General features: G+C 66.4%; 11 protein-coding genes. 3 read left to right on the plus strand and 8 right to left on the minus strand.

Annotated elements, in window-relative coordinates; genetic code table 11:
• The 3 genes from TY25_RS07535 to TY25_RS43915 form a co-directional block, all read right to left on the minus strand.
• Nucleotides 1-1,287, minus strand: coding sequence for a cytochrome P450 (locus TY25_RS07535; RefSeq protein ID WP_042255088.1), 1,287 nt, complete (start codon nt 1,285-1,287; stop codon nt 1-3).
• Nucleotides 1,288-1,495: 208 nt separating this feature from the next.
• Nucleotides 1,496-2,080 carry a TIGR03086 family metal-binding protein gene (locus tag TY25_RS07540; protein ID WP_042255089.1) on the minus strand — a complete coding sequence of 195 codons (585 nt, stop codon included), beginning with the start codon at nt 2,078-2,080 and terminating at the stop codon, nt 1,496-1,498.
• A gap of 84 nt (nt 2,081-2,164) precedes the next feature.
• Nucleotides 2,165-4,684 carry a protein kinase domain-containing protein gene (locus TY25_RS43915; protein ID WP_342448101.1) on the minus strand — a complete coding sequence of 840 codons (2,520 nt, stop codon included), beginning with the start codon at nt 4,682-4,684 and terminating at the stop codon, nt 2,165-2,167.
• A gap of 949 nt (nt 4,685-5,633) precedes the next feature.
• Here TY25_RS43915 and TY25_RS07555 point away from each other — a divergent pair.
• The gene (locus TY25_RS07555) at nt 5,634-6,119 is read left to right on the plus strand and encodes a GNAT family N-acetyltransferase (RefSeq protein ID WP_226887093.1); all 486 of its coding nucleotides are present in this window, start codon (nt 5,634-5,636) and stop codon (nt 6,117-6,119) included.
• A gap of 187 nt (nt 6,120-6,306) precedes the next feature.
• Here TY25_RS07555 and TY25_RS07560 read toward each other — a convergent pair whose 3' ends face one another.
• On the minus strand, nt 6,307-6,552 hold the full coding sequence (locus tag TY25_RS07560) for a hypothetical protein (RefSeq protein WP_052382861.1): 246 nt from the start codon (nt 6,550-6,552) through the stop codon (nt 6,307-6,309).
• Nucleotides 6,553-6,832: 280 nt separating this feature from the next.
• Between TY25_RS07560 and TY25_RS07565 the strand changes: the two genes are divergently transcribed.
• Nucleotides 6,833-7,471: a class I SAM-dependent methyltransferase gene (locus TY25_RS07565; RefSeq protein ID WP_226887094.1), complete on the plus strand. Its 639-nt coding sequence runs from the start codon at nt 6,833-6,835 to the stop codon at nt 7,469-7,471.
• Nucleotides 7,472-7,712: 241 nt separating this feature from the next.
• Here TY25_RS07565 and TY25_RS43605 read toward each other — a convergent pair whose 3' ends face one another.
• The 3 genes from TY25_RS43605 to TY25_RS40390 form a co-directional block, all read right to left on the minus strand.
• Nucleotides 7,713-8,051, minus strand: a complete 339-nt coding sequence (locus TY25_RS43605; protein WP_042255092.1) for a DUF427 domain-containing protein — start codon at nt 8,049-8,051, stop codon at nt 7,713-7,715.
• The gene (locus tag TY25_RS43920) at nt 8,003-8,191 is read right to left on the minus strand and encodes a DUF427 domain-containing protein (protein WP_226887095.1); all 189 of its coding nucleotides are present in this window, start codon (nt 8,189-8,191) and stop codon (nt 8,003-8,005) included. Before TY25_RS43920 ends, TY25_RS43605 begins: the two co-directional genes overlap by 49 nt.
• 108 nt (nt 8,192-8,299) lie before the next feature.
• Complete coding sequence (locus TY25_RS40390) at nt 8,300-9,973, minus strand: WS/DGAT domain-containing protein (protein ID WP_052382862.1); 1,674 nt, start codon at nt 9,971-9,973, stop codon at nt 8,300-8,302.
• 367 nt (nt 9,974-10,340) lie between these two features.
• Between TY25_RS40390 and qcrB the strand changes: the two genes are divergently transcribed.
• Complete coding sequence (qcrB, locus tag TY25_RS07585) at nt 10,341-11,999, plus strand: cytochrome bc1 complex cytochrome b subunit (RefSeq protein ID WP_042255093.1); 1,659 nt, start codon at nt 10,341-10,343, stop codon at nt 11,997-11,999.
• A 78-nt stretch (nt 12,000-12,077) separates the two neighbouring features.
• Here the strand turns inward: qcrB and TY25_RS41505 are convergent, their stop codons facing one another.
• The gene (locus tag TY25_RS41505) at nt 12,078-12,287 is read right to left on the minus strand and encodes a DUF397 domain-containing protein (protein ID WP_014981068.1); all 210 of its coding nucleotides are present in this window, start codon (nt 12,285-12,287) and stop codon (nt 12,078-12,080) included.
• Nucleotides 12,288-12,652 lie beyond the last annotated feature (365 nt).

Raw genomic sequence — 12,652 nt, forward strand, 5'->3', positions numbered from 1 at the left:
TTACATCATGTTCAACGGAGGGGACTTGGGGAAAATGACCGGAAGCGACGCCAGCGCGCGGTGGAAAGGCCCCGGCCGCCAGCTCAATTCGGCGACGGGGACGGCGAGCTGCATCTCGGGCAGCGCATCCAGCAGCTGATCGATGGCGTCCTGCACCACCAGGTACGCGACGGATTTCGCAGGGCAGGCATGCGGTCCGGCGCTCCAGGCCAGGTGCGAGCGGTTACCGGTACGGTCACCGCCGCGGATCTCCGGATCGTTGTTGCACCCCGCGAGGCTGATCAGCACCGGCTGATGCGCGGGCAGCCAGTTGTTGTCGATCAGGATCGGCTGGCGCGGATAGGACGTGCAGAAGTTCGCCATCGGCGGATCGTTGAACAGCACCTCGTCCAGCGCGTCCCGAGTGGACAGGCTGCCGCCGAGCACATCGCCGCCGAAGCGATCGTCGGTGACCATCAGCAGCAGCGTGTTGATGATCAGGTTCTGCTGCGGTTCGATGCCCGCCCCGTAGAAGCTGATCAGCTGCGACAGCATCTCCACATCGTCCAGCCCGGCCGGATGGTGCGCCAGCCGTGAGGTGACGTCGTCACCGGGTTCGGCCCGGCGCAGCTGGATCAGCTCCATCAGGGCCTCGCTGAGCATCTGCATGCCTTGCGCCGCGTTGACGGTGTCGAAGAGCGCGGCCATGCCGGTCGCCACCCGCTGACCCAATTCGGCCGAGCAGCCGACCATTTGGTTGAGCACCTCGAACACGAGCGGAAAGGCGTACTGGGTCACCAGATCCGCGGAGCCCGCCTGGCAGAACGTGTTGATCAGCGGGATCGCGATTCGCTCGACGGTGGAATGCAGTGCGTGCAGGTCGATTCCGTCGATGGCCGCGGTGTAGGCGTGCCGGTAGCGGGCATGTGCCGCACCGCTGTTGCGCAGCGCGTTCGGGTACCACTCCATCATCGGCTTGACCGGCGAGTCCTCGGGGATGTTCTGCTGCCAGGTGCGCGGGTCGGCCGGAAAGTGCTCCGGGTCGTTCAAGATGCGCAGCGCGGCCTGATAGCCGACCACGAGCGTCGCGGGGACGCCCGGCGCCACCTCGATCGGCACCAAAGAGCCGTAGCGCTCGCGCATCTCGGCGTAGGCGCGGTGCGGGTCGGCCGCGAACTCGGCGGTATGCAGCAGCACCCGGGGGCCATCGGTGTCGATCGGCGATCCGTGCTGCACCGGGCAGGCGCCCGGCAGTGCGGTGGTGGTGGCTGCGGTGGTCTGCGACGTGGTCAAAACAGTGAGCTCCATACGGTGTAAGGCCGGTCACGCACCTCGGTCCCATGCGGCTGAAAAGATCGGAGGTGTATCAGGTTCCAGCCGACCATAAGTGACTATATGTGGATGATGCACATCGAGGGACGGAACTCGGTGTGGCGAAGGTGGATTCGCCGTGGTCACCGCACAGTTATTGCCCAGCACCCGATTTCGATCGGGGTAGCGCTCGGTTCGCCGGCGTTCAGTGCCCGGACGCAGTTCCGGGCCATCGCGGGTCACGGCCGGTGACAGCGACGATTCGATCGATCAGGGCGGCATCGTCGGAGGTGTCCACGGCGGGTCCCCACAGTTGCGGGACCGGAGCTTTCGGCACGAAATCGACCACGTGGTCCAGGCACGCCCGCAAGGTCGCGGTGGGCAACTCCAGCGGGCGGCCGGTGGCCCTGGCCAGGTCCCAGCCGTGCACCACGAGTTCGGTGAGCACGATCCTGCCCCAAACCTCGTTCGGCAGCGCCACATCCGGGGACGGTGCCGTTGTGCCCTGCCAGGCTTCGGGTGCGTCCCAGGCCACGGTGAGCGCGTCGACCAGCTCGGCTGTCTCGCGACGGCGCGCGGCATCGAAAACGCCCGGGATGCCGGCGGGATCATCCGGACGATCGGAATCCTTGCGCGCCATCGCCGCGAACCCGACCGCAACCTCGCGGATATGCCCGATCAGTTGCGCGACGGTGTACTCGCTGCACGGGGTGGGCCGGTCCAGTTGCTCGTCCGTGGTGGCGTTCAGGAGTTCGATCACGGTGGCACCGGCCGGTTTCAGGTCGAGCACAGTGGTCCTCCTTCGATTCGACGCGGCAGGTGTCCTTCTTCCGTGCAGACGACTCGGCGCACCGGAACTAATCGGTCGCCGGAGTCAGTCGACCTTGTAGAGCCAGATGTGCGGGCCTGCCGGCTCCCCGGTAGCGGTCCAGCGATAGGTGCGCGCCAAACCGGCGCCCTCGTAGTTGTGCAGGTAGGTCAGGAGTTTCGGACGGGTGGCCTGGCCGGCGGCGATACCCTTCAGCACGATGGTGGTCAGGTCATAGGCTTCGGCGGAGCCCGGGCCCGGCGGCTGACCGTTGAGTGCCTCGTAGTCGGCGGCGAACCGACCGATCACCGGTCCGCAGGAACAGGAGATCAGTGCGCCCCCCGCCGAATCGCCAGCCGCGGCAACGAAGTCCGCGGTCACGGTGCTTTCGGCGGAAACAAAAGGTGCGGTGACACCCGCTCCGCGCAGCTGTCGCAACAGTTCGGCGGCTTCTTCGTACAGTCCGGAATAGAAGACCGCGTCCGGTTGCACGGTGGCGATATCGGCGACCACGGTGGCGAAACCGCGTTCGCCCCTCGCGATTTCCGCGCCACACCGCGCATCCGCCGCGGCACCAATGCCGGCGACGACGCTGCCCGCCAAGCTCCTGCCATACCCCGACTTGTCCTCGACGACGCAGATCTTGCGGAAATGCGCGGTGCCGACCAGGTATTTCGCCAGTGCCGCGCCCTGCACGTCATCGGCGGCCAAACCACGGAAGAAGCTGGACCAGCCGTTGGTGGACAGCGTCGGGTCGGTGGCCGACGGGGTCAGGAACGGTAGTCCCGCGTTGTCGAAAACTGTACCAACGGTGCGGATTTCGTCCGAGAGCATCGGACCTACCAGCGCGACGGTCGACTGGTCCTGCACGATTCGCCCGGCGGTCAGCGCCGCCGCGCCGCCCGCGGTGTCGACCTCCCGCACCGTGACCGTGCACCCCGGATTCGCCCTGGTGAACCGGTCCACCGCCAGCTTGACGGCACCGTAGGTATAACGGCCCGGGCCAGTGGGCCCGGTCGCCGCGATAGTGACGGGCGCGCAAGTCGCCTTGCCGTCACCGGCAGGGTCGGCGGCCACTGCCGCCTTGGGCCGCTCCTGCCCCTGCGCGTCGATCTGCGCCAGCGGCGCAACGGTTCTCGGCGCTCCGCCGGTCCCCGGCGCGATCGCACCGGCCCACTCGATGGTCGCGGTGGCGTCGCCAGGAGCTTTATGCCCGCCTTCGAACCCACCGAAGGCCCACACCGCCCCCACCACCGCCGCGGTCGCAACCACGAGCACGGAGCCACCGATCCCTGTCCGCCGCAGCGTGCGACTCGTCGCAGGTCGTGCGGTATCGACCTCGGTCCGGGACAACGCATCCGACGTCTGTCGCAATGAATCCGAGCGTGCGGATTCCTCCGGGGTGTTCAGCAATTCCGGGACCGGCGCGAAATGCGTTCGGCTCGAATCTGCGTGCAGGTGCGATTGGTCGCTGGGCAGCGTCGTCGACCGGTCGACGGGACGGGTTTGGAGATGTGCGCCTTGGGCTGGTGCAGACCAGGTTTCCGGAGGCGTCGGTCCAGGTTTCTCGCGAGGTTCAGGTGGCGGCGAGGGCGGCGCGGCCGCTGAGTTCGCTGTTCGGGTTTCCGCCTGGGCGTCGCCTGCTGATACGGGCGAACTGGCTTGTCGCTGTGGAGGTTCGGCGGGCGGCACCCAGGCTTGCGGAGTGGTCGGCGGAGCGGAGAGTTCGTTCGCCGCGGGGTCGGCGATGGCGTGCAGGGCCGCGGTGGCGAACTCGGTGCAGGAGGCGAATCGTTCGTCCGGGGTCTTCGCCAATGCCTTGGCCAGCACCGCGTTCAGTGCGGACGGCAAGCCCGGTCGCCGGTCGCCGACCGCAGGCGGCGGTTGATGCAGATGACCCGCGATCAAGCCCGCCGGACTGTCCGCGACGAACGGGGCCGTGCCGGTCAGCAGCCAGAACAGCGTGCAGGCCAGCGCGTATTGGTCGGATCGGTGGTCGACGGGGGCGGCGGACAACTGCTCCGGGGACGCGTACGCCAGGGTCGCGGCGAACATTCCGGTGCGGGTCAACTGCTGGGACTCGTCGCGCAGGCGCGCGATGCCGAAGTCCGTCAACAGGATTCGTTCGTCCTGGCCCGCCGTTGCCCGGGCCAGCAGAATGTTCGCCGGTTTCACGTCCCGATGCAGCACCCCGACGGCGTGCGCGTAGTCGAGGGCCTTCGCCGTCTCGGCGACGATCTGGATGGCGCGCCGCGGCGCGAGCGAACGCGGGTCGAGCGCGCCCGCGTCGGTGCCGTCCACATACTGCATCGAGATCCAGCGGGTGTCGTCGTCGAAACCGCGGTCGTACACCGCGACGATGTTCGGGTGGTCGAGCCGCGCGACCAGTTCCGCCTCGCGCTCGAACCGCGCCAGCATCTCACTGTCGGCATGCAGGTTCGAGCTGAGCAGTTTCAACGCGATCCGGCGCGGCAGTCGCGGATGCCGCGCGAGATACACCGACCCCATCCCGCCCTGGCCCAGCCGGCGCTCGACCACGTATCCGGCGAAGATCTCACCAGCGCGCAGCATTCCGTCCTCTCCCACCCAGGGTCCCCCGACCATCGGCCCGGTCATCGTAGCCTGCGAAAATGCCGTGATCCCCGCACCGACGCAGCAGTCCCCCGGCCCCACCCAGCCGCGGTCCGCCGCATGCGGACGCCACGCCACGAACCCCGCACACCCACACCGCAATCCGACGTTCATACCCGCAACACGGATCCCCCTCCGCCGGGTACCTGACCGACGCGAACACCCGCACCCGAAGTTGTGCACAGCCATCCACAGTTCAACTCCACATCCGGAACCCGAGCCCGCGCCACCACGCGAATCCGCCCCGCACAGCGGGCACATCATCACCGCCGCCTTCGACCAGACGAACCTGACCAGCGGGCACCTGGGTCCGCGGCGACCCCGTACCGCAGCAGAAGATCTCGACCGCAGTATCGATGACTCATCCGGCCGGACAGTTACCCACAGCGGTCCACAGTTCGACTCCACACCCCGACGTCCATGTCCCCGCCACCAGTCGAATCCGCCTTGTACATCAACCAAACGCCTCTGACCAGCAGCAACGCCCACGTACGCCGCAGACGGCCGCTAGCGCAACGTCATAAATTCACCCGGCCCGTCAGTTGCGCACAGCCGTCCACAGCTCGACTCCACGCCCAACAGCCCGGTCTGCGCCACCACTCGAATCCACCCCGCACATCGACGAAACGTGCTTGACCAGCAGCAGCACTCCACGTACGCATCGACACGCCGCAGACCGTCCCTAGCGCAATGCCATCAATTCATCCGGACCGACAATCACGGCACAGTGCCCGTCGAGCACCGACAACCGCCTACGGCGAGCATGGGTTCGATAGGCACAAATACGTCGAGTGGTCGGTTCGATCGACCGCAAGCGGAGCATGGTCGGGGGCGACGCGACGGAAGGACACCCCGGGCGGAAATCCGTTGACCGCGTTGTCGCTGATCGTGGAGGCTCGCGGTTGTGCACAGGAATCCAGAGGTGGTGGGGCTCGAGGCGTTGACGGAGGAGAATCTGCGGCTGCTGTTGGCGGCGGCGGTCGCCGATGCCGATCCGCTCGAGGTGATGCCGCCGGTAGCCGGGTCGACCGGCTGGGACGCGGTCAGTGAGCAGGCGTTCCTCGACTTCCATCGAGGTCGCGCGCTGCGACCGGACGCACCCGTCGAGTACACGTATGTGATCACCGTGGACGGCCGGGTGGTCGGGGCCGCGCGGTTGGAACCCGGCGAACACGGGGTCGAAGCGGGCGTGTGGATCGGCCGCTCCCAGCGCGGGCGAGGCGTCGGTAAAGCCATCGCCGAGCAGCTGCGCACGGCCGCCGCCGCGATCGGCGCACGGCGCATCCACGCGGTCACCACGATCGACAACACGGCAGCCCGAAAGCTGTTGGCCGCGGCGGCACCCGCCATCGATGGCGACACCGTCACCGCGACAGTGGATCTCGGCTGAACCCGAACGGCCCACGGACAGGGCTGCGTTCACGCCGCCACCTTCTGCATGGTGTGCAGGCGGTTGTGCACAGGCGGCATGCTCGGCGATCGCACGCGAACAGCGTGGTCGTTCCGGCTGCCGCCAGCAGCTGGAGGGGGAACTCCGCGTCCGCCTGGCCGATCGCGAGTCAGTCCGACTCGCGCTGTCAGACCAGCATGTCGTTGCAGAGCTGGCCCATGGGTTCTTCGGCGTCCTCGTCCTCCAGGTACGGCGCGAGGTCGACCCTCTTCGCTGCGCCCCAGCGTCGCGTCAGCACGGCGGCCAGCTCCTGATGAGCGGCGTCGATCTCTTCCTGTGCGAACTCGACGACCGGGAACGGTCGTCCCAGAACGGCGTCATGCGGGTGCAGCGACTGTCCGTGCGTTGGGATCGGGCCTCGGCCTGCATTCAAGCGGGATTCGCCGTCCCGACAAGGAAGAGCCCAGCGCAGCGATTGCCGACAGGAAGCGCGTTCTGACCGACGGGTACGGCCGTTACCTGCGCTCGAGCGCGGTTCCGTACAGCCGCAGTGAACGGCGCTCGAGTCCCGGCGCTTGTATACACCCCGAGCGGAATCGGTGAGTTCCACAGAGGTTGTGCACAGTTCACACAGGGACTCGCCGGGTGACCCGCCGGTGCCTCGTGCAGAAGGTCTGTGAGGTCGGCATGATCCTCGTGGCAGAGTGGATGCGGTGACCGGAATCGACTGGAACCACAACAGTTTCTACCACCGGCTCCTGCTGCGTCAGCTACCGAAGAACATGTCGCGGGTGCTCGATGTGGGTTGCGGGGCGGGTGCCTTCGCCGCCGTGCTGGCCCGGCGGGCCGAACGGGTCGACGCGCTCGATCGGTCCCCGGTGATGATCGACGCCGCGAAACAGGTGGTGCCCGCGAACGTCACGTGCATCCTCGGCGACATCCTGGAACAGCAGTTTCCGCCCGCGACCTACGACACGATCGTCTCCATCAGCACGCTGCACCACCTGCCCCTCGACGAAGTACTTCCGGTCCTGGCCGACGCACTGCGCCCCGGCGGTGTGCTCGCCGCCGTCGCTCTACCCCGCACCGACCTGCCCCGCGAATTGCCCACCGAATTTCTTGCCGCACTTGGGCATCGCGTACTCGGCGGCACCTTCGCACTACTACGCAAACTCGGCCTCGGCGACCGGCACGCCCGCGAACCAACCCACGCCGACATGCCGGTCCGCCTCGACCCACCTTTGACCACCCGCCAGGTACGCGACCAAGTACACACCCTGCTCCCCGGCGCACAAGTCCGCCGCCGCCTCTTCTGGCGCTACTCCTTGGTCTGGCACAAACCGCACACGTAGGCCGAGGCTTCCGGTCCGGAGATCCGGATCAAGCTGCTGGACGCCGGGGGCTTGCGCGTTCGGCGTCGCCGAGACAGCCTGCTCGATCTGCCGATCGAGTTGCTGGGCCGAAGCCTCGATGTTCTTGCGGGACAGGAACATCGAAGTTGCCGACACCGGGAAGGTCGATGGTCGCGGCCATCGCCGGGATCACGGGCCTAGCCCTGGTCGTTGCGGCTGGCGCGCCCCACCACGACGGCCGTTAGGCACCCGCCACGTTCAGCTCGCCACCCGCCACGTTCGGTTCGGCACCCGCCACGTTCAGCTCGCCACCCGCCACGTTCAGTCCGGGGGGCGACGAGATCACGGTCCCATCCGGCCGTTGACCGTGTTCCCGCAGCGGCTGGACGTCCACCGTGCCGGCGACGCAACGGCACTGGCCGACGGTTTCGCCGGCCACAGGAAATCGGGCGATCAATCGAACAGTGTGCGCGGGCGTTCGGTGAAGTTCGCCGTCGAGATAGATGTCGACCATCCCGTTGTAGAACGCGATCAGCCCGGCGATCTTCTGACTTTCCGGGAGCGCAGTGCGATACCCCAAGCGACGTCCCGGTGCTCGTTGTCGCCGATGCGCACGGACCGGTAGTCGGCGATGCCCCTGTACGGGGACGAACTGTGCGCCGCAGACGGGGTGAACAGATCCGTCCGGATACCGGCGCCCGGCGACGCCTGCCTGTGCACGGACCACAGGCCATAACCATCGAAAGCCGCAGCCCGAACCTGGACAGTTGATCACCAGGTAATGGTGGCGGCGGGCTCTCGGTCGATGCCGCCACCATTACCTGATGATCAGTCGACCAATTCCGCTTTCAGGCCGCGCGTGACCTCGCCCAGGGCAACACGGAGCAGTTCCGCGTAGACGTCGAGGTCCGGGATGGTCGCCTGGTCGGCGTGAAGGGAGATGGTGATGGTGTCGCCGAGGCCGTGCACACCGTGGGTGAGGTGCATGACGGAGCCGATGGCGGGGAAACCGGCGGTCCAGCGGACGCGACCGCCGCCGAAGGTGAGGTCCGCCGGGCCGCGGTGCACGCTGGAAACCACGGTGTGGCCGGCGATGGACTCGGGGACGACGTCGAGCGGATAGCGGGCGATATCGCGGCGGAGCAGGGGTGCGGGGACGACCTCGGTGACCCGATCCTGCGCGGTGAGCAACGGGTGTTGCGCGCGGACGCGGCGGTCGCGCAACGTCGCCGTGATCTTGTCGGCGCGCGCACGTAGGTCTGCGACGTCGGCACTCAGGTCGACGCTGAGGCTGCGATAATTGTTGTGCGCCTGCGCTTTCGCAGTATCCGACAGCGCCATCGGCACCTGTGCGCCGAGCCGATCCACCTGCTCACCGTGCAATTCGAGGTAGCGGACGAGCGCCAGGGACACCGCGGTCAGCACGACGACGGTGACCGTCCGGCCAGGCACGCGCAACGCCGACGCCTCGCACACGAGCATCCGAACACGATGCACGGCAGCACCGTCTGCCTCGATGCGGTTGACCCGGTTCGGCACGAAACCTTCGCCGGGCTCCGGTAATTCGCCCGCCGCGGTCAGGTTCGCGAGTTCCCGCTGGGCTTGGAACGCAAGGTATCCGCGATACGCCGTCCGCACTATTCGGATCGGCAGACGAGGCACTGCGATCGCCGCGGTCACCCAGGGCGCGAATACCCACGACGTAAGGGCCGTCCGCGCAACCAAACGAGCCACAACTCCTGAACTGGCGGCCTCTCTCTGCCGGTCTGCCACGCCGCAGCCAGCAGACGCGCATTGCGTGCGGAAGGACCGATAGCGCCGAATTCCGTTCTCGGCCAGATGAACCGGTATACGGAGCATGCCAGTGGCCGCCGCCCTGGCTGCCCGGACCGACGCTTGCCTCATGGCGACAGGATTGTCGCAATGCGCACTGTTCACCCCTGATCGCACCACGCCGAGCGCACCCGTTGGCTCGCGGGCAATCGGCAGGGCACTGACGGCCTCCGCCGCAGCGAACAGCTCTCGCGCGATCTCAGCAGCCCGCCTGCCATCGGCCAGCGCATGGGACATCTGCAGCACCGCCACCAGCGCAGGCCCATGCCCGATCGGCGGCGCTCCCTCGAAGTCCGCCGCACGTTCCCGATCCCCGAAGCCGACGATTCCCCGAAAGATATGCAACCGCCACGGATGCACACCCGCATCGAGCACGCTGCCGACCACGTCCCCCAGCGCCGCTTCGAGATGCCGCCGATCCGGCTGTGCCAGTGGGTGTTCTACGACCTGCTCCGCGTCGAACCCGGCGGGCGCCCAGGACGGATAGTCGAGATCGCCCGGCACAGCCCTGGCCCGGACGCGTAGTGCGTCGATGGTCGCGACACGTTCCGCGATATCCGCACGGAGTCGCTCGAACGAGTGCCCGGCATCGTCGAAGCAGTACAGCAGGAACAGGTCGTTACGCGTGCAGCCCGCCAGCCAGTACATCGTCGCGTCCTGCGGGGCCATCCTGCGCACCGCCCGACAGTAACGAAACCTCCGGACCATCGCTCTCCCGAGTCCGGAACCAGCTTCCAGGACACTCGGAAGCACAAATAGCGAACCCCGAATCGAACTTGACATAAAATTCACGAATTGTTTGACAGCACAAGACGATACCCACTTTTAGCGCGTACAAACGGCCGTCCGGCCGCGATCTTGGCCCAACTGCGCCGAACCCCGGAAAACCCCACGTTATCGCCCTGTTCGCCGGTCTGCGAAGCTCGCGAATGATCTTGATTTACAAGATCATCCGGGAAAACCATCGATTCGGGCACGATCCGTTGCTACCGTCTGTAGTAGAAGCAAATCACTTCTCGTGGGCGGGGTGTCGGATATGGCAACTCAACTTGGTAACAAGGTCAGCGCACAGGCGGACTCCGCCGACGAGCGATATCGCGCCGCCGCGTTCCTGAAGCGGTCGATCAACAAGGTCTTCCCGACCCACTGGTCGTTCCTGCTCGGCGAGATCGCGCTGTACAGCTTCATCATTCTGCTGCTGTCGGGCGTCTACCTGACCCTCTACTTCGACCCGTCGATGACCGAGGTCGTCTACGACGGGTCCTACCAGCCGCTCCGCGGCGTCACCATGTCGCGGGCGTACGAGACGGCGCTCAACATCTCCTTCGAGGTGCGCGGTGGACTGTTCGTCCGGCAGGTACATCATTGGGCCGCACTACTTTTCGCGGCGTCGATCATCGTGCACCTGTTCCGCGTGTTCTTCACCGGCGCGTTCCGCAAGCCGCGTGAGGCGAACTGGGTGATCGGCTCGCTGCTGCTGATCCTGGCCATGTTCGAGGGCTACTTCGGCTACTCGCTGCCCGACGATCTGCTCTCCGGCACCGGCCTGCGCGCCGCGTTCTCGTCCATCACCCTGGGCATGCCGATCATCGGCACCTGGCTGCACTGGTTGATGTTCGGCGGCGACTACCCGGGCACCATCATCATTCCGCGCCTGTTCATCGCGCACGTGTTGTTGTTCCCCGGCATCATGCTCGCGTTGATCGCCGCGCATATCGCACTCGTCTGGTATCAGAAGCACACCCAGTACCCCGGTCCGGGCCGCACCGAGAAGAACGTGATCGGCGCTCGTATCGTCCCGGTGTTCTCGCTGGATCAGGGCGCGTTCTTCGCCTTCACGCTCGGCATCGTCGCGATCATGAGCGGCGTCTTCCAGATCAACGCGATCTGGACCATGGGCCCCTACAACCCCGCACAGATCTCCGCGGGCTCGCAGCCGGACTTCTACATGATGTGGACCGACGGCATGATGCGCCTGATCCCGCCGTGGGAGCTGTATCTGGGCCGCTACACGGTGCCCGCGCCGGTCTGGGGCGCGCTGCTCATGGGCGTGGTGTTCACGGTGTTGATCACCTACCCGTGGATCGAGAAACGGCTCACCCGCGACACCGCCGCACACCACAACCTGCTGCAGCGTCCGCGTGACGTGCCGGTGCGCACCGCGATCGGCGCGATGGCGATCGCCTTCTACGTGGTGCTCACGCTGTCCTGCGTGAACGATATCGTCGCCTACAAGTTCGACATCTCGCTCAACGCGACCACCTGGACCGGCCGGATCGGCCTGCTCCTGCTGCCGCCACTGGCCTACTTCGTCGCCTACCGCGTCTGCCTCGGCTTGCAGCGCAGCGATCGGGCAGTGCTGGAACACGGCGTGGAGACCGGCGTGATCAAGCGACTGCCGCACGGCGAGTACATCGAGATCCACCAGCCGCTCGGCCCGGTCGACGAGCACGGCCACCCGATCCCGCTGGCGTACCAGGGCGCACCGGTCCCCAAGAAGATGAGCAAGCTCGGCCTGGCCGGCAAGCCCGGCACCGGCAGCTTCCTGCGAGCCGACCCCTGGCAGGAGTCGGAGCGCAATCACGAAACCGACCACGCCGAAGAACACAAACAACTCGCGGTGCTGCGCGATTACCAGGAACGAGATCAGCGCAACGGCAATGGTTCCCACGGGAACGGTTCGTCCGATAGCTGAAATGCGGCAGGCAATGCGAAGGCCCCGAGTCCGTACCGACCCGGGGCCCGTACTGCCTAGTTGGGTGACCTGCGGTTATCAGGCGCGCCCGAACTCCCCCTGCGCAACTCCGGTTAGGAACGCATCCCACTGCCCCGGGGCAAACGCGAGCACCGGGCCATATCCGTTGTCCTTGGTGTCTCGGACCGCGACTTCGCCGTCGATCAGAAATGCGACTTCTACACAGTTTCCGTCGGGGCCACTGTATGTGCTCTTGCGCCACACAGCATCAGTCAAATCAACTTCCACGGCACTAGCTCCTTTGCTGCGTCGAGAACGAGATTCCTTCTGACTTCGTTCTAACTAGCACCGGCACTCGGCCAGAACGCCGAATCCCCTGTGCGCCTGATGGAAGCGCGCAACTCCACGGTGCGTCGTCATCGCACGGTACGTTCGGGGCCAATGCGCCCCACGAGGTTGCCCCCGCGCGCTAAACAGTAGCAGGTCTATCGAAAGTTTGCCCGATTCTTGCTTTTTAAATCATCGTATCTGCCACGTTTGCGAAGATGCCCAGTTGCGGAAACATTGCCAGCCAGTAGTAAGCATTCCGGTCGGCACTGTTCGGGTGACTTTTGCGGTGATGTAATTGCTCCGTGATCCGTCAAATATTCTTT

This window comes from Nocardia brasiliensis NBRC 14402 (genome assembly GCF_000308475.2).
Lineage (GTDB): Bacteria > Actinomycetota > Actinomycetes > Mycobacteriales > Mycobacteriaceae > Nocardia > Nocardia brasiliensis.